Source organism: Sphingobacterium sp. NGMCC 1.201703 (assembly GCF_047784615.1).
Lineage (GTDB): Bacteria > Bacteroidota > Bacteroidia > Sphingobacteriales > Sphingobacteriaceae > Sphingobacterium.
Genome location: NZ_JBLOHD010000007.1, coordinates 244,096 through 260,607 on the forward strand (window position 1 = coordinate 244,096; position 16,512 = coordinate 260,607).

The following is a 16,512-nucleotide window of genomic DNA, read 5'->3' on the forward strand; positions in this document are numbered from 1 at the left end:
TATTTGTCTTAATTGTAGATGTTTGTTCTTTTATTGATAGTCTATTAATGTTGTATTTTGTTTTTGTCAATATGTTTAAAAAATTGCAAAATGACCCTATCTACCTGTGCTAGGCCTGATCTAGTGCATGCCAAATGAAAAACTCGACTTGCCCAGCTTCGGTTTTCCACAAAATCCGTCAATTTCAGCTGGGGCTGCGGTAAGTCACTTATTTCTCTTTTGATGGTGCTTGTAATCTCCCTGCTTGTCGTGTTCTTTCTTCACAATAGGCGCCCAGATAAACAGTGAATTATTTATTGGCAAGTATACGCTTTGCGCTATCGGAAGCAATGAGCAAGGCTGTCGCTAGCATAATAACATCTTTTATGACCAAACGACCTGCTGCTGATAGGTAGGGGAAGCCAACGTTTGGTGAGGGTAAATCACCATCTAGTTTTGGAACAAAGCTCTCAGGTGTGGTCATGAGAAAAGTTAGGGTCACAATGGACATTCCGATCGTAAATAGGGCACCCCATAAACCTATTTTTGGAAACCAGATTCCCAACAAAGTCATCGAACCAATGACGACGATTACGAAACCTAGTAGATAAGAGAAGGTATAGGTCCCATTTTGTTGATGCCAGCTCATATTTTTCTTAACCATCAGACCTTCTGGGTTTTTGAATAGCTGATATTCGGGAACTAGTTTTCCATTTTTATCCTCGGCATATTTTCCGGTGTTGTGATAAAAGAAATTCATAAAAGGGCTATTGATGACAAATGGAACAATGCCATCCGCTTCGTATTGATACGTTTTTAAACCACCTATCCAGGCCATGACGATAAATATCGCGATGCGGGCAAAATTGATCAGGCCGTTTTGGCTTGTGGCGAGTAGGTTTACTATTTTTTCCATCTTGCTTTGTTTGATTAAAGAATAAAGCAAAATTAGGTAGGATTAGATCTTCAAAACATGGACAAATAGGGTTATAACATAGACTTTTGGACAACAATAGATAGTCCGACCTGTTCGCGAAAGATTTTTGGGGATACGCCGGTCATTTTTTTGAAAAATCTACTGAAATAAAACTCATCCAGGTACTGTAGTTCAGCTGCAATTTCTTTGATGCTCTTCGGGGTCAAGTGAAGAAGTCTTTTACTTTCGAGTACAATACGTTCCTGAATGAGTGTGGAGGGCGATTTACCCCATCTTTGTTTCACTTTTTTTGTAAAAGCAGCTGAACTCAGATTGTAGTATTCTGCGTAAAAAGCGACACTTTTATGGGTTCTATACTCACTTTCCAAAAGTTGCTCAAAACCATCAACAGGATCCTTACGTGATGTGGTTGTCAAGGATAGTTTATTGGTCAATATTTTCTGTTTACTTGCAATGGCAAGGATAAGCTGGAGGTAGGTCTTTGTAATAGCCTGATCAAAGGAAGCGGACGAATATTTTAGATGATCTATTTTGTCTATGATCGCAGTAATTTCCTGAAATGCGTCTTGTGTCAACGCCACATGTGGTTGCTGGTAGATGTTGTTGAATAATAAACCATTGCAAGCTACCTCATCCTTATGATACTCGATGCAATAGAAATCACCATGAAACTTTAAAACCCGAGTATGTTCAGGTAGCTTTTCTTTAATGGAAAACAGCTGAAAAGGAGACAGGAATAAAATACTTTTCGTAACAGATCGGTAAGGTACTAAATCTATTGAAAAATGAAGTTCTTGTTCCATTAATATAATGAAATAGAAAGGTTCGGTTAGTTCCGAGCTTTCAGACAGCATTTCTGGGATTCCAACTTGGATAAGTGACGATGACATAGCGGTAAAATACAAAATTTATAATGATGAGCCTCATATAATATAATCATCAATCACCTCTATTTCTATATTCTACCTCTCGCTCATAAAATAATAGATCAAATAAAATACAATCAGCACACAAACGGCAATAATAATCGTTCGTTTGATATTGCGGCCAGCAGGTGCATCGTCTTTTTCTTCAACGGCTACAGGAGGCAATTTCTCCTCCTGCTTCTCGTGGCTATGTTCCGGGGTGTTGAATTGATTTTCCATCTTTTTAAGTGTTGTCTTTACTCCTATAACAAGTTTGAGAAGCAAATCGTTTAAAATGTTCGATTTTCGGGTTCAGCGAAGGTCGTCGTTATGGCTGAGAATCGCAGCGATGTGAATAAATAAAGAAGCAAAACGTTGTGTTTTTTAACGGATTTGCATACATTGCAGCTGCACTTAACACGAATAAACCTAAACAGCCCGTAAACTAATGTTTACCATAGCTTTCGTGTTGGATAGGTCTATGAATAAATAAAACTCATGAAAAGAAGAACACTTATCGGATCTTTAATGGCGAGCTGTATGCTATTGGCCATCAATCCGACTTTTGCGCAACAAAAAGCCGCAAAAAAAGAAATTGGCCTACAGTTATACTCTGTACGTGAAGAAATCAGTAAGAACCCGAATTTCGATCAAATTCTACAAAAGATCGCTGCACTGGGGTACACAGGAGTAGAAGCTGCGGGCTATAAAGCGGGTAAATTCTACAACCTTAGCCCACAGGAATTTAAAGCGAAAGTGGAAAAGACAGGTATGAAGGTGTTGTCTTCACACGCGACAAAAACACTGTCCCCGCAGGAACTTGCATCCGGAGATTTCTCTGAATCCCTGAAATGGTGGGATGAATGTATCGCCGCCCACAAAGCTGCCGGTATGAAATATATTGTGACACCTTGGATGGATGTACCCAAGACGATCAAAGACCTTGAAACACAATGCCGCTACCTGGATGCCGTGGGTGCAAAATGCCGCCAACAGGGAATTCTGTATGGATACCACAACCACGCACATGAATTTAAAAAGGTGGAAGATCAGGTGATGTACGACTACATGTTGGAGCATACCAACCCCCAAAATGTATTTTTTGAAATGGATGTCTACTGGGCTGTCATCGGCGATGTGAGCCCTGTGGATTATTTCAACAAGTATGCAGGCAGATTTAAAGCCTTACATATCAAAGATCACCGCGAAATCGGTCAAAGTGGAATGGTCGGATTTGATGCAATCTTTAACAATACCAAAGCAGGTGGACTTGAATATCTGTTCGTTGAATTGGAAGATACACGCAATGATATTTACACAGGGCTCGAGCAAAGTATAGACTACCTCAAAAAGGCTCCCTTTGTAAAAGCCAGCTATTCAAAATAGCCCTGAATCGGGAGAAAATTGACGGTGCTGAGACAATTGTCCGGTTGATAGATTTATTATTTTTCGGTAACTTAATGGGATCATTAAGGAATTGTTTAATCGTATTAAATCGGATCATATGAAACGGATTATTGTTGCTACAGACTATGCGGAAGAGGCCGAACATGCCTTGAGTTTTATCATGGAAGTTTTTGTGGGTAAGGAATATGAGATTATCTTATTTTCCCTTCAGAATCCTTCCATCCATGCGATGAATGCACGTCTTTCTCCCGATTCTATGTTCAAAATCTTTGAACACCAAAACAGGATTCTACAACATAAAGCAGAGGCTATCACCCAACAGAAAGGGGTACCGGTCATCCCTTACCTTGCTACGGGGCTGTTCTATGATCAGATGACAAAATGTATTCAGGAAACAGGCGCCGATCTATTGGTCATGGGTATGGCAAAACGGTCATTTGACCAGGATATGCTGGGCAATACGACGACAGCAGCCATCAGTAGACTAAAAATTCCTATTCTCTCCGTACCATTGGGAGCACAATTTACCGGCCTTAAACATATTTTATTCGCCTGTGACGTTGTTCGTGGAGTTCAAAAGGAGATCCTGGAAAAAGTAAAAGATTTTGCGGCGGACTTCAACGCGGTATTGGAAGTACTCAATATCCGTAAAACCGTAGAACAGCTTAACGAAGAAAAAGGCAATGCAACCCGTGAAGCTATCAGCGATGTGATGGGAATCGTCAGCTACTACTATAAACATGTAACGTCAAATGAAGTGGTGAAGGCCATTCGTGATGAAGTCAAAGAAAGCCAGACGGACCTTTTGGTCATGATCCCTTATAAATATGGTTTCTGGAGCTCGTTGACACATCGCAGTAAAACACGCATGATGGCTTCTGGCCTCGATGTGCCCTTGTTGACAATATCCATATAACTCCGGTTGCACTATTTTTATAGCGCTTCCAAAATTGTTGTGAAAGATGCTGAAGGATAGCATTGTTTTCTGATAGCTATGCTCAAAATAAATGAAAGCCTGTCCATATATTTTGACAGGCTTTCTTTTTCTATTAAGGTATTTTATTGTGCGAGCTATAAATGTTACTCGCGATCTGTAGAGTCTATTCTTTTCCCCAATATCTTTAAACTTCGTTCCACACCATCCAGTGTAGCAATATCGGGAAGGTTCGCCCATTCCCGGAATCCCATTTTTTCAAATAGGCTGATGCTGGGTAGGTTGTGCGCAAAGATAAAACCCAATAAGGTATGTACGCCCAGGCCTGGAGCTTTCTCTATACAGTATTGGAGAATTTGCTTGCCTAATCCGCGCCCACGCTGCTGCTCATCCAGGTAGATGCTTATTTCTACCGTAGCATCGTATGCCGGACGACCGTAAAAAGATTGGAAGCTGACCCAGCCGACAATAGTATGCTGATCCTCTACCAGCCATAGCGGTCTCTTGGACGGGCTATGTTCGTCAAACCATTTCTGTCTGCTTTCCACCGTTACCGGACTGGTGTCTGCAGTAACCATTCTGGAAGCAATGGTGGTATTGTATATCGCTACGATACGAGGTAAATCTTCTTGTATAGCGTCACGAAATCTTAACTGGCTCATGTTATATGCTGTTTAGAACTTAGGTCAAAAATATTGGTTTTACCTTATAGTTGCTGTATGTTGATCAAGTTTTTCTTTTGTTTTACATTTCAGGAAATAGGTGATAAAAACAAATATTACACTAATTTGAACAATTATTTCTCCTGAATATGGTAGAATTTACTCATCTTAGGGAAGGCAAATAGCTATTCTGTCTGCTGAAATTATAAACCTAAATGTAGGCGGAGCGATGTCTGCAGTTCAATAATTCCCAACCGCATTGCTCTACGGGATATTTGGGCTGTACCAATTATTTCTTTGGATTTTATCGTATCATTATGGATCAACAACAAGCTAAACAGTCCATCCGAATCCGCTCAATGGATGTCATGCGGGGTATGACGCTATTTCTGATGTTATTTGTCAACGATCTATTCGCACCTGGTGTCCCGCAATGGCTATTGCATACCAAAGCTGATGTCGATGGCATGGGACTGGCGGACTGGGTGTTTCCGGGATTTCTTTTTATGGTCGGAATGGCTGTGCCATACGCAGTGGCTGCCCGTGAGAAGCTGGGGGAATCTACCCGGTTGATATATATGCATGTGGTTACCCGCACGGCAAGTTTAATCCTTATAGGCGTCTTGATTCTTAACGGTGGGCGTGTGGATGCTTCATTGACGGGTATGTCCAGCTTTTTGTGGTTGGGTCTCCTGTACCTTTGTGTGTTTCTGATCTGGAATAAATATCCAACAGCATTGGGCAATCAAGCTCTATTTAAAGGACTGCGTTTGCTCGGAGTCTTGGGGATCTGTTATCTGGTTTACTGCTTTAAAGCTGCCGGGGGCAAAGGCTTGGAGATCGGTTGGTGGGGAATCTTGGGATTGATCGGATGGGGCTATTTTGCTGCAGCCACGACATTTCTGTTAAGTCGGGGAAAGCTCCCTGTTGTAGTATGCTTTTGGTTATTGTTTCTCGTGCTGAATATACTGTCACAGACAGCGCTCAAATTGCATATTCCGATCATCGGAGACTACCTTGGGGTGCTGTTGTCGGGCAATGTGCCTTGTATTGTATTGGCGGGGACAATCATTGGTATATTGATCAAACGGTATGCTGCCACACCTAAACTACTTTTACCTTGGATGCTGATTATTGGATTACTATGGTTGAGCGGTGGATTTATACTGCGCTCCTGGTTTATATTCTCCAAGATTCAAGGCACACCAAGCTGGGCATTACTCTGTTGTGGTATTAGCCTGCTTTTACTGCTTGTTATTTACTATATAATCGATATCCGGAAATACCATATAGGAATATTTGTCTTTGAAGAGGCTGGAAAAAATTCTTTGACAACTTATCTTGCACCTGATTTAATTTATTTTATCTGTTGGGGATTGCAGATTCCTTTGTTTTTCTACAAGCAAACGGGCAATATACTACTGGCCGTCGGTGGTTCGCTGGTATGGGCTTTTGTGATGCTCTGGTATGCCATTTTATTGAAAAAGATAAATATCTATTTAAAACTTTAAACAGGAGCCAGGTCCTTACTTGTTTTTCATGTTAACTGGAACAGGGGATCCATTTATAGATTCAGAATCAGTGCTGTTTATTATCTAAATTATAATATATATGAAACCTAAAAATCTTGTAAATCCGCGCAGGTTACTACACGTTTGCTTAATGGTGATCAGCTTATGGTTAATGGCCGTCAGTCCGCAACGGAGCTGGGCGGTAGAAAAACATAATAAGGTAGTGATTGCTTATGTGACATCCTGGTCAACTGTCATGCCGGATCCCGCGTATTTGACCCATATCAACTATGCTTTTGGACATGTAAACGATAGCTTCGACGGCGTTCGTATTGATAATGAAACAAGATTAAAAAGCATCACTGACCTAAAGAAGAAACATCCGCACTTGAAAGTGCTGCTGTCCATCGGTGGCTGGGGGAGTGGTCGTTTTAGTGAAATGGCTGCCGATATCGTTCACCGGGAGAAATTTGCCAAAGACTGTGCACGGGTTGTAAAAGAGTTCAAACTTGATGGCATCGATATCGATTGGGAATACCCGACCAACTCTTCTGCGGGTATTTCAGCAGGGGAGACGGATACGGAGAATTTCACCCTGCTGATGCGGGATATCCGGAAAACTATCGGTAAGAAAAAGCTATTGACACTTGCTTCGGTATCAAGTGGTCAATATATTGCCTTTGATCAGATTAAAAACGATGTGGATTTTGTGAATATCATGACTTATGATTCCGGAAATCCACCCTACCATCATGCAAGCTTGCATCGTTCAGCGCTATCGGGGCGTACCACCTGTGCTGAAGCTGTCAAAGCCCATATCGCTGCTGGTATGCCTGCCGAAAAACTGGTGCTCGGTATTCCGTTTTATGGGCGGGGAAATAAAACGGATATCAAGGGATTTATAGACTATAAGGATCTCCTGAATTTGCAGGGCTTTGAACAGAAATGGGATGATGTAGCGAAGGCGCATTACCTGGCCAATGCCGAGGGAACATTGGTGCTGACTTTTGAAACACCGGAATCCATTGCGCTGAAATGTGCTTATGTACATGAGCTGGGCCTGCTGGGGGCGATGTACTGGGAATATGCCGGTGATACAGAAGGGGGAGTATTACGGGATGCGGTATATCGAGGGATCATCAGATAAAAGATTCGCTAAGGATACAATGAAAAACCGGAATTACTGGTTTGTCTGTCAGGTTATTTGATTGACAAGCAGTGATTCCGGTTAGGGGAGCTTCTTAGCCGTCTATCTTATTTTGCTAGCGGTCAGAATACTGTCCATTTTTGACTGGACTGCCCCGAAGCGATCACGGTTTCGATAAATTTCATACCCCGCGTTCCATCCTCCACAGTAGGAAAATCCAATAGGGCCTCGGAAGGGGTAGTACCGTTTAGTTTCGCGAGAATTGTGCCCGAAAAGTTCCGATAGATATTGGCAAATGCTTCAACATACCCTTCTGGATGTCCAGCGGGTAGACGGCTGTTATGTTGCGCGAGCGGGCTGAGATACTGTTGTCCTGCACGGAACAGCTGGGCAGGCGCATTCAGTGGTTTCAGTAAGAGGGTGTTGGGATCCTGCTGATTCCATTCCAAACCGGCTTTTTCGCCGTATATCCTTATTTTTAATGCATTTTCTTCGCCTGCGGCTACCTGCGAGGCCGAGAGCACGCCCGTAGCTTCATTTTCAAATCCTAGCAATACATTGCCGTCATCTTCCAGGCGTCTTCCTGCTACAACTGTTCGGAGATCGGCACATACCTTGGTTATTTTTAAACCTGAAATGTATTCCGCTAAATGGGCTGCATGTGTGCCAATGTCTCCCATACAGCTACTTAGGCCTCCTTTTGCGGGGTCTGTGCGCCAGGCGGCCAAGGGAGATTCGTTCTCGATCAGGGTGCTGAGCCAGCCCTGTGGATATTCGACCATAATTTTGCGAATGTCACCGAGCGCGCCTTCACGCACGAGCTGACGTGCCTGTTTGACCATGGGATAGGCCGAATAGGTATAGGTGACGCAGAGCAACAGTCCTGTTTCACTGACTTTCTGCTGCAATAATTCCGCTTCTTTCAGGCTGAATGTCATGGGCTTTTCGAGCAGCACATGAAAACCATGTTCGAGGGCGAGCATCGCTGGTTCGAAATGGGCTACATTTGGGGTTACGATACTTACAAAATGCATCCGTTGATCAGCCGGTAACTCACTTTCGCGCAGGATCATTTCCCGAAAATCCGTATAAATCCGATCTTCAGGGAGCGAAAGTAATTGACCGGATTCTTTTGCTTTGACAGGATCCGAACTTAGCGCCCCGCAACATAGTTCGACCTGTCCATCTATACCTGCGGCCATACGGTGCACGGCGCCGATAAATGCATTTTTGCCGCCGCCAACCATGCCCATTCTGATTTTTCTGATTTCCATGTTACTTGTATTTTTAGGCTATTACTCCTCTGATAAACCAATCAATTTGCGGTTCAGGTTATTGTCGCTGCCGGCAGAAGCAAAATTGTCAAATGCCTGGTCACTTACCCGGATGATGTACTCCTTGATATGCTGGGCTCCCTCGCGTGCCCCATCCTCAGAATTTTTAAAGGCACATTCCCACTCCAGGACTGCCCAGCCCTGAAAGTTATATTGTGTGAGTTTGGTGAAGATTGCTTTGAAATTCACCTGCCCATCGCCAATCGAGCGAAAACGGCCGGCTCTTGCCTGCCAGTCCTGATAGCCACCATAGACCCCTTGTCGGCCAGATGGGTTGAATTCGGCATCCTTGACATGGAACATTTTGATACGTTCGTGATAGATGTCGATGAACTGTAGATAATCGAGGCATTGCAGTACAAAATGTGAAGGATCGTACAGGATATTTGCCCGCTTATGATAATTGACTTTTGCGAGGAACATGTCGAAGGTGATGCCGTCATGCAGGTCTTCCCCCGGATGGAGCTCATAGCAGAGGTCCACATCGTATTGTTCGCAGACATCCAGTATGGGAAGCCACATGTTGGCAAGCTCAGTGAACCCTGTTTCGATCAGATTCTCCGGCCGTTGTGGCCAGGGGTATACGTAGGGCCAAAGAAATGCGCCGCTGAAGGTTGCGAGGGCTTTCAAACCTAAATGATGAGAGGCTTTGATCGCATAATGGAGCTGTTGTACAGCCCATTGCTGTCGTTCTTTGGGTTTATTATGCAGCTCTTGTGGGGCGAATGCATCGAATAGTGGGTCAAAAGAAGGATTTACGGCGATCAGCTGCCCTTGGAGATGTGTGGATAGTTCGGTGATCTCCAGTCCATAGGATTGCACGGTGGCCTTAAGCTCGAGTGCATAGTCTTTGTCTTCCGCGGCTTTCTGTAGATTGATCAATCGCGCGTCCCAAGTGGGTATCTGAATTCCCTTGTAACCGATGGAGGCTGCCCATGCACAGATACTGTCCAGTGTATTGAAAGGTGCGTCGTCGCCGGCAAATTGTGCCAAAAAGATAGCCGGTCCTTTAATTGTTGTCATAAAGCTTTTTTTTGGTGAAACAGGTGACCCCGTGGGGCGACCTTATATTTTTCTGTTCGTTGTTTAAGCCCAGGATTTATCCCCTTTTTTATAGGGTACATCGCCACTATACCAGCCCGGAGCGACATTATAGCGCCGCGCTTTGGTGTAACCGATCTGGGAAGAGAAATAGCCCAAGAGGGTCAGCTGATAAAACATCGTGAAATAGTGGGATTCTCCTTTTTTTGCGATAAAATCTTTTGCTTCTTTACTGATCGCAGTCAATAATTCAAGCCGCTGTTCGGGGCTGGCTTTCATGAAGCCCTGTTGGTGCATTTTGTTGCAGGCTTCGTCCAGTTTATTGATGCCTTCTAAAAAGGTTTGCTGATCCATAGACTCATAGCAGTCATTGACGATAACCGTCATCAAAGCGCCGACCTTGGCTGCCTTTGCACCTGGGCTCTTTTGCGTAGTGGGAAGTATGGTCTCAGCGACTTCATCTAAGAATGCTACCTGTTCCGGATCAAAAGCAAGGGGATTTTTTTGATCGGATGTTTTGCTTGAATTACAGCTAGTCAGCAGGGCATTGCCGCCGATAACTGCTCCTCCGGTAAGCAGGGCAATCATCTTTAAAAGTGTTCTTCTTTCCATTGCCTTAAATATTGTTTTTTTTCAATTCATTGACGGCGTAGTCAACGGCCCGCGCTGTCAATGCCATATAGGTCAACGAGGGGTTTTGGCATGCGGAAGAGGTCATGCAGGCCCCATCTGTGACAAATACATTGGGGCAGTCCCAAACTTGGTTCCACTTGTTGAGCACCGAAGATTTGGGATCGAGTCCCATTCTTGCCGTTCCCATTTCGTGGATGCCGTGGCCAACAGCGTGACCGCTGTCCCAGCCGGAAATATTTTTGACTCCCAGGGCTGCGAGCATTGCTTTTGTCTCTTCGAGCATGTCCTTTCGCATCCTTAGTTCATTTTCTTTCAGTTCGGCATCCATTGATAATACAGGTAAGCCCCATTTGTCCTTTTTGTTTTTATCCAATGAGATTTTATTTTCATGATAGGGAAGCATCTCGCCAAAGGCTGTGGCACCGATGGTCCATTGGCCGGGCTCACTGATGGCATCTTTGAAATCGCCACCGATATTCAGTTCGGCGATATGTCTGCCCCAGCCTTCCCTGCTTGCGCTGCCCTGATAGCCAAAACCGCGCAGGTAATCTCTTTTATCCTCACCTATATTGACGAATCGCGGGATGTAAAAGCCATTGGCCCTTTGGCCGGATACATAACGGTCTTCGAAGCCATCGATTGTTCCCGAAGCGCCGATATTGTAGTGGTGGTCCATCACATTATGGCCTAATTCTCCGCTACTGCTACCGAGACCTTCGGGCCAGATATCCGTGGCGGAGTTAAATAGAATCCAGGTGCTATTGAGGGATGATGCGCATAGAAACACCACCTTACTTTTGAACGCATAGGTTTGATTGGTCTCGGTATCTAAAACCTCAACGCCAGTGGCCTTTTTGGTATCCTTGTCGTATAATACCTGTTTAACCAAAGAGTAGGGGCGCACAGTGAGGTTACCGGTCTTCATTGCCGCAGGTAATGTAGAAGATTGCGTACTGAAATAGCCTCCATAGGGACAGCCTTCCCAGCAACGGTTTCTAAATTGACATTTTGTACGGCCGGGGATCATGGCGGTTAGATTCGCTGTTCTGCCGATAATGAGATGACGTTTTCCGCCATAGACTTGCTTGATGCGTTTAGCCACATCTTTTTCCACACAATTGAGTTCCATGGGGGGAAGGAAATGTCCATCTGGCAGATGCGGGATATTTTCTATTGAACCGCTGATTCCTGCAAATTTTTCGACATGATCATACCAGGGGGCAAGATCCCTGTAACCAATGGGCCAGGGCACTGCGATTCCGTCACGTTCATTGGCTTCAAAATCCATCTGGCTCAGTCTGTAGGATTGTCGGCCCCATAGGGTGGAGCGTCCGCCCATACGGTAGCTGCGCCACCAGGTAAATGGCTTCACTTCGGTATAGGGACAATCTTCTTCGTTGACCCAGCCATCCATTATTGCCTCAGATGCGGCCCAACCACGGTGGATAATAGGATATTTTTTTTGCTGTTCAAGCGTAGTTCTTCCCCGGTGCGGAAGATCCCAAGGATTTTTCAGGGCAGAGGTATAATCTTTAATATGTTCATAAGGACCGCCACGCTCCAGCATGAGGACTTTTAATCCTCTTTCGCAAAGCTCTTTTGCCGCCCATCCGCCACTGATACCCGAACCTACGACAATAGCGTCATACCTATTCGTTTCCATACTTGATCGTTATTGGAGTTGTGTTCATAATTAGTTATTGGGTTTATAGGGTATTGCCATACCCGCCTACAGTTTAAACCATATTTCTGTAGTGTGAGATAAATTTACTGGATCGTTCAAGCATCTTTCAACTGCTATTTGGGTGAAAAAATATGCTATCTTGCTATTTTTTAGGTTTATAATTGTATCTTATGTGTTTAGATAGCAGATGTATTCGCTAATAGCAAGTTTATCATGAAAACCCTGATCCAGAAAATACATGTTGAAGAACAGTATTCTTTTGCCTGTCGTACTTACAGAACGCCGACTTTTGAAACGGCCTGGCATCGACATCCCGAATGTGAGCTGATCCTGATCACAGAAGGTAATGGGACAGCACTTATTGGTGATTATATAGGCGATTACAAGCAAGGGGACGTGTTTTTTCTTGGGTCGGATCTGCCGCATTGGTTTCGTAAATCCAAGCCGGATGCCATGGGAAGTGCTATTGTGGTTCATTTCCTGAAAGACTTTTGGGGCGCGGGATTTCTGGCGCTGCCCGAGATGCATGTGATCGCCGGATTGCTGAAAAATGACAGCACAGGAATCCAGCTGATAGGCAATCTCTCGAAAGAAATTGATCGCATGATCCGGCAAATAGAAAATGCGGAGGGACTCCAACGGATTCAGTTATTATTGAACTGTATGGAACGGATTGGATCATCAGATGAGCAGAAGGTGATTACGATGGCTTTCGATACCATCGCCGGTAGAGAAGAAAACATGGTTATCGAAGCAATAATAGATTATTCCTTTAAGAATTTTTTAAATCCTATTTCACTGGAGGAGGTCGCCTCCGGTACGAATATGTCCGTTTCGTCATTTTGCCGCTTTTTCAAAAAGAATATCAAAAAGAGCTACTTTGATTTTATCAAGGAACTCCGGATCGGTCATGCCTGTAAACTGCTGCGCGATACAGACCGGCCTATTCTTGATATCTGTTATAATAGTGGCTATAATAGCTGGGCGCATTTTAGCAAACAATTCAAGGTGGTGACAAAGGTGTCGCCCTTAAAATATAGAAAGCAGTTTCGCGTGGGATAGCAGTTTAAGAAGAAAAGCCATACTCAATGTTGAATATGGCTTTTCTAGTGGAGCTGGAGAGATTCGAACTCTCGTCCAGTCATGGTACTGTATACGCTTTCTACATGTTTAGCTTCTCTTTGATTGTCGGGCGAGGGAAGGTGAGTCGCTTACCTATACCGTACGCCGTAGTTGCTGTTTCTCACAAGTGCTTAGCAACATCACACTTGCCAGTTCTATTGTTCGATGCCCCGAATGTTAAACCAAAGAACAGGATCTAACGGGACAAATAGCTATGTTAAGTCTAACTTAAGCAGCTAAGGCGTAGTTTTCTTCGCCAGTTATAATTCTGAAAGTTCAGATTAAAGTGCTCTACTAACAACGCACTACATGCTTACATAACCGTCTCCATCCTGTCAATTCCGGTCAACCCCAATTATGTCTTACAAAGATACGACTTTTTTGATAATAAATCAACAGAAGGTTCTTTCTAGCCGATCAATTGAGGAGAACGAGGCTGTTGAATCGATATACACTAGAAGAAAGCCCCAGATTTTTATCTTCTGGGGCTTTATAAAAGTTCCGTGCTGCTTATTTCAGTAAACCTGCCCGTTTGAGTAAAGGCTCAACAGACGGTTCCTGCCCTCTAAATCGTTTATAGAGCAGCATTGGATGTTCAGTTCCGCCTTTGGATAAGATATTATCTTGGAATTTATGGGCAATTTCAGTGTTGAAAATGCCATTTTGTTTGAAATAATCAAACGCATCTGCATCCAGTACTTCGGCCCATTTGTAGCTGTAGTAGCCTGAAGAATAGCCACCATTGAAAATATGGGAAAAGGCCGTACTCATTGCATTCTCTTTTACATCGGGATACAATTTTGTGGATGCGAATTGTTCATCTTCGAATGCTTTTAAGTCAGCAATGGCGCTCGGGTCCTGCCCATGCCAGCCCATGTCCAATAAGCCGAAGCTCAATTGGCGCATGGTGGCCATTCCTTCCAGAAAAGATGCACTTTCACGTATTTTTTCAACCAGCTCCATGGGGATCACCTCGCCGGTTTCATAATGTTTGGCAAACAATTCCAGCGCCTCTTTTTCGTAACACCAGTTTTCCATGACCTGACTTGGCAATTCAACAAAATCCCAATAGACAGAGGTGCCCGATAAAGTTGGATAAACCGTGTCAGCTAGCATGCCATGAAGCGCATGACCGAATTCGTGAAATAAGGTTGTTACCTCCTGAAAGGTCAATAAGGATGGTTTTGTTGCCGTCGGACGGGTGAAGTTGCATACGATAGATACATGCGGACGTTCTTGTTTGCCTTCTTGCACATACTGTGGTTTGAAGGATGTCATCCAGGCACCATTTCGTTTCCCTTTACGTGGAAAGAAATCAGCATAGAAGATAGCGACCAATTCACCATTATCTTTGGTGACTTCAAAGGTCTGTACTTCTTCGTGGTAGGTTTCGATATTCTTGACTTCTTTGAAATTGATTCCAAACAGACGGTGGGCAACCTCAAACGCACCATTTAATACATTTTCGAGCTTGAAATAGGGCTTAAGCTTCTCGTCATCAAGATTAAAACGTTCTTGTTTTAGTTTCTCCGCATAGTATGCACCATCCCATTTCTCCAGCTGTTCGATGCCGTCCAGTTTCTTGGCAAAAGCAGCTAATTCAGCAAACTCCCGCTGCGCGGCTGGTTTCGCCTTCCCGAGCAGATCGTTCAGAAACTCGGTTACCTTCGTCGGATTCTGTGCCATGCGTTCAGCCAGCACAAAATCTGCATGGGTTGCATAACCTAATAATTTGGCGCGTTCAAAACGTAGTTTTACGATTTTCAACACATTTTGAACGTTGTTGTACTCATTGTCCTGAAAGGCCTTTCGTCCTGCGGCCAAGGTGATTTCCCGACGCAATTCGCGGTTGTCGGCATAGGTGACGAAAGGAAGGTAACTTGGGAAATCCAGGGTAAATAACCAGCCTTCTTTTTCATTGGCTTTGGCCAATGCAAGGGCTGCCTCAATGGCTCCCTCCGGAAGTCCAGCCAGATCTTTTTCCTCAGTAACCAGCAATTGATAAGCATTGGTTTCCGCAAGGACATTCTCCCCGAATTTTAATTTTAAAAGCGATAGTTCAGCATCAATTGCACGCAACTGTTCTTTCTGCTCATCGTTCAACAACGCTCCATTGCGGACAAAATCCTTGTATGATTTTTCCAATAACGTTGTTTGCTCTGCTGTAAGCGTCAGTTGATCTTTTTGATCGTAGACAGCTTTTACACGTTTGAACAGGTCAAAGTTTAAGGTAATATCATTACCTAAAGCGGATAATTTTGGGGCAACGTCCTGTGCGATCTTTTCCAGTTCATCATTAGTTTCCGCGGAATGCAGGTTGAAAAAGATACTGGACAATCTATCTAAGGTCTGTCCGGAATAAGACATCGCTGCAATGGTATTGTCAAATGTAGCTGCTTCGGGATTGTTGACGATGGCGTCAACTTCATCTTTTGTTTTTTGGATCGCTGCGTCAAACGCAGGGATATAATCTTCGTTTTTTATCTGTGAAAACGGAGCGGTATCATGCTTCGTTTTGAATTTTTCTGTTAAAATACTCATAAAGGTAAATGTAATAAATATTTATCTGAAGCGCTAAAATCAATGTAAATTATGTGCTGGGGATGATATTTCCTAAAAATGGGTATCTTCGAAGCATGAAATTAAAATCTTTTTATTCGTGGATATCCGCTATTGTACTTGTCTTCATAACGACTGCTGTGCAGGGGCAGCAGAACTGTGATTCCCTAAAAAAGGAGATACCTTCATTTTGTAAGGTGCTGGATGACGATGCGCGGCTGGAGTTCCCAAAAGATTATGCTAAAATCGCTGCCTGTATGGAGATTGATTCCGTCACGGAGATGCTGTTGGGCTATGATATGGTCAAGATGAAAGCCTTACAATTGCAAAAGGTGAAAAATAGGCTTTTCACTTATGGTGACTGGATGGATATGGTGGTTGAACTGAAAACAAGTAAGGAATACCGCAATGCCGTACAGATGATGGCGTTGATTCAGCACAAGATCAATCGTGCGGACTGGGATCAGATGTTGAAGTTGATGAAAGAGAGTTTGTTACCTATTCATCTCGAGGCTCTTGAGCTGGATAAGGTAGAAAAAATGCTTTTTGATCCGAAGAATAAGGGTAAGAAATTCATCGAGGTGATGGAGCATATCAAATAAAAGAACATATTTGAATATACCGTTGTGGAAAATACAGGGAGATTGATACAACTGG

The 16,512-nt window shown here is 43.7% G+C and carries 15 protein-coding genes and 1 other RNA gene; 6 read left to right on the top strand and 10 right to left on the bottom strand.

Annotated elements, in window-relative coordinates; translation table 11 throughout:
* Positions 1-289: 289 nt before the first annotated feature.
* The 3 genes from ACK8HY_RS16450 to ACK8HY_RS16460 all read right to left on the bottom strand — a co-directional run bounded on the left by ACK8HY_RS16450 (position 290) and on the right by ACK8HY_RS16460 (position 2,061).
* On the bottom strand, positions 290-895 hold the full coding sequence (locus ACK8HY_RS16450) for a DUF417 family protein (RefSeq protein ID WP_416134259.1): 606 nt from the start codon (positions 893-895) through the stop codon (positions 290-292).
* A 71-nt stretch (positions 896-966) separates the two neighbouring features.
* Entirely contained in the window at positions 967-1,719 is a 753-nt protein-coding gene (locus ACK8HY_RS16455) for a helix-turn-helix domain-containing protein (RefSeq protein ID WP_175992082.1), read from the bottom strand.
* A gap of 159 nt (positions 1,720-1,878) precedes the next feature.
* The gene (locus ACK8HY_RS16460; protein WP_077437539.1) at positions 1,879-2,061 is read right to left on the bottom strand and encodes a hypothetical protein; all 183 of its coding nucleotides are present in this window, start codon (positions 2,059-2,061) and stop codon (positions 1,879-1,881) included.
* A 258-nt stretch (positions 2,062-2,319) separates the two neighbouring features.
* Between ACK8HY_RS16460 and ACK8HY_RS16465 the strand changes: the two genes are divergently transcribed.
* Positions 2,320-3,207 (top strand): sugar phosphate isomerase/epimerase family protein, encoded by an 888-nt coding sequence (locus ACK8HY_RS16465; protein WP_077437538.1) that lies wholly within the window; start codon positions 2,320-2,322, stop codon positions 3,205-3,207.
* Positions 3,208-3,325: 118 nt separating this feature from the next.
* Complete coding sequence (locus tag ACK8HY_RS16470; RefSeq protein WP_077437537.1) at positions 3,326-4,144, top strand: universal stress protein; 819 nt, start codon at positions 3,326-3,328, stop codon at positions 4,142-4,144.
* Between the two features lie 164 nt (positions 4,145-4,308).
* Here the strand turns inward: ACK8HY_RS16470 and ACK8HY_RS16475 are convergent, their stop codons facing one another.
* Positions 4,309-4,824 carry a GNAT family N-acetyltransferase gene (locus ACK8HY_RS16475; protein ID WP_416134260.1) on the bottom strand — a complete coding sequence of 172 codons (516 nt, stop codon included), beginning with the start codon at positions 4,822-4,824 and terminating at the stop codon, positions 4,309-4,311.
* A 317-nt stretch (positions 4,825-5,141) separates the two neighbouring features.
* On the opposite strand from ACK8HY_RS16475, the gene ACK8HY_RS16480 reads away from it, so the two are divergent.
* A complete protein-coding gene (locus ACK8HY_RS16480) occupies positions 5,142-6,335 on the top strand; it encodes a DUF5009 domain-containing protein (protein ID WP_416134261.1) in 1,194 nt (397 codons plus the stop codon).
* A 100-nt stretch (positions 6,336-6,435) separates the two neighbouring features.
* Positions 6,436-7,482 carry a glycoside hydrolase family 18 protein gene (locus tag ACK8HY_RS16485; RefSeq protein ID WP_416134262.1) on the top strand — a complete coding sequence of 349 codons (1,047 nt, stop codon included), beginning with the start codon at positions 6,436-6,438 and terminating at the stop codon, positions 7,480-7,482.
* Positions 7,483-7,604: 122 nt separating this feature from the next.
* Here ACK8HY_RS16485 and ACK8HY_RS16490 read toward each other — a convergent pair whose 3' ends face one another.
* From ACK8HY_RS16490 to ACK8HY_RS16505, 4 genes are all read right to left on the bottom strand, one after another.
* Entirely contained in the window at positions 7,605-8,756 is a 1,152-nt protein-coding gene (locus ACK8HY_RS16490) for a Gfo/Idh/MocA family protein (protein WP_416134263.1), read from the bottom strand.
* A gap of 21 nt (positions 8,757-8,777) precedes the next feature.
* On the bottom strand, positions 8,778-9,839 hold the full coding sequence (locus tag ACK8HY_RS16495; RefSeq protein ID WP_077437532.1) for a sugar phosphate isomerase/epimerase family protein: 1,062 nt from the start codon (positions 9,837-9,839) through the stop codon (positions 8,778-8,780).
* Between the two features lie 63 nt (positions 9,840-9,902).
* Positions 9,903-10,469, bottom strand: a complete 567-nt coding sequence (locus ACK8HY_RS16500) for a gluconate 2-dehydrogenase subunit 3 family protein (protein WP_077437531.1) — start codon at positions 10,467-10,469, stop codon at positions 9,903-9,905.
* Positions 10,470-10,473: 4 nt separating this feature from the next.
* Positions 10,474-12,153, bottom strand: coding sequence for a GMC oxidoreductase (locus ACK8HY_RS16505; protein WP_416134264.1), 1,680 nt, complete (start codon positions 12,151-12,153; stop codon positions 10,474-10,476).
* A gap of 234 nt (positions 12,154-12,387) precedes the next feature.
* On the opposite strand from ACK8HY_RS16505, the gene ACK8HY_RS16510 reads away from it, so the two are divergent.
* The gene (locus ACK8HY_RS16510; protein WP_077437529.1) at positions 12,388-13,236 is read left to right on the top strand and encodes an AraC family transcriptional regulator; all 849 of its coding nucleotides are present in this window, start codon (positions 12,388-12,390) and stop codon (positions 13,234-13,236) included.
* Positions 13,237-13,281: 45 nt separating this feature from the next.
* Here ACK8HY_RS16510 and ssrA read toward each other — a convergent pair.
* Positions 13,282-13,649: a transfer-messenger RNA gene (gene ssrA, locus ACK8HY_RS16515) on the bottom strand.
* Between the two features lie 157 nt (positions 13,650-13,806).
* Positions 13,807-15,837 carry a M3 family metallopeptidase gene (locus ACK8HY_RS16520; protein WP_416134265.1) on the bottom strand — a complete coding sequence of 677 codons (2,031 nt, stop codon included), beginning with the start codon at positions 15,835-15,837 and terminating at the stop codon, positions 13,807-13,809.
* A 95-nt stretch (positions 15,838-15,932) separates the two neighbouring features.
* Between ACK8HY_RS16520 and ACK8HY_RS16525 the strand changes: the two genes are divergently transcribed.
* Positions 15,933-16,457: a hypothetical protein gene (locus ACK8HY_RS16525; protein ID WP_416134266.1), complete on the top strand. Its 525-nt coding sequence runs from the start codon at positions 15,933-15,935 to the stop codon at positions 16,455-16,457.
* The last annotated feature ends 55 nt before the right edge of the window (positions 16,458-16,512 follow it).

Excerpts from the sequence above, each read along its gene's own strand:
- ACK8HY_RS16490 (WP_416134263.1), bottom strand. The coding sequence starts at position 8,756 with ATGGAAATCAGAAAAATCAGAATGGGCATGGTTGGCGGCGGCAAAAAT.
- ACK8HY_RS16470 (WP_077437537.1), top strand. The coding sequence starts at position 3,326 with ATGAAACGGATTATTGTTGCTACAGACTATGCGGAAGAGGCCGAACAT.
- ACK8HY_RS16505 (WP_416134264.1), bottom strand. The coding sequence starts at position 12,153 with ATGGAAACGAATAGGTATGACGCTATTGTCGTAGGTTCGGGTATCAGT.
- ACK8HY_RS16500 (WP_077437531.1), bottom strand. The coding sequence starts at position 10,469 with ATGGAAAGAAGAACACTTTTAAAGATGATTGCCCTGCTTACCGGAGGA.
- ACK8HY_RS16465 (WP_077437538.1), top strand. The coding sequence starts at position 2,320 with ATGAAAAGAAGAACACTTATCGGATCTTTAATGGCGAGCTGTATGCTA.
- ACK8HY_RS16460 (WP_077437539.1), bottom strand. The coding sequence starts at position 2,061 with ATGGAAAATCAATTCAACACCCCGGAACATAGCCACGAGAAGCAGGAG.
- ACK8HY_RS16525 (WP_416134266.1), top strand. The coding sequence starts at position 15,933 with ATGAAATTAAAATCTTTTTATTCGTGGATATCCGCTATTGTACTTGTC.
- ACK8HY_RS16475 (WP_416134260.1), bottom strand. The coding sequence starts at position 4,824 with ATGAGCCAGTTAAGATTTCGTGACGCTATACAAGAAGATTTACCTCGT.
- ACK8HY_RS16520 (WP_416134265.1), bottom strand. The coding sequence starts at position 15,837 with ATGAGTATTTTAACAGAAAAATTCAAAACGAAGCATGATACCGCTCCG.
- ACK8HY_RS16495 (WP_077437532.1), bottom strand. The coding sequence starts at position 9,839 with ATGACAACAATTAAAGGACCGGCTATCTTTTTGGCACAATTTGCCGGC.
- ACK8HY_RS16510 (WP_077437529.1), top strand. The coding sequence starts at position 12,388 with ATGAAAACCCTGATCCAGAAAATACATGTTGAAGAACAGTATTCTTTT.
- ACK8HY_RS16455 (WP_175992082.1), bottom strand. The coding sequence starts at position 1,719 with ATGGAACAAGAACTTCATTTTTCAATAGATTTAGTACCTTACCGATCT.
- ACK8HY_RS16450 (WP_416134259.1), bottom strand. The coding sequence starts at position 895 with ATGGAAAAAATAGTAAACCTACTCGCCACAAGCCAAAACGGCCTGATC.
- ACK8HY_RS16485 (WP_416134262.1), top strand. The coding sequence starts at position 6,436 with ATGAAACCTAAAAATCTTGTAAATCCGCGCAGGTTACTACACGTTTGC.
- ACK8HY_RS16480 (WP_416134261.1), top strand. The coding sequence starts at position 5,142 with ATGGATCAACAACAAGCTAAACAGTCCATCCGAATCCGCTCAATGGAT.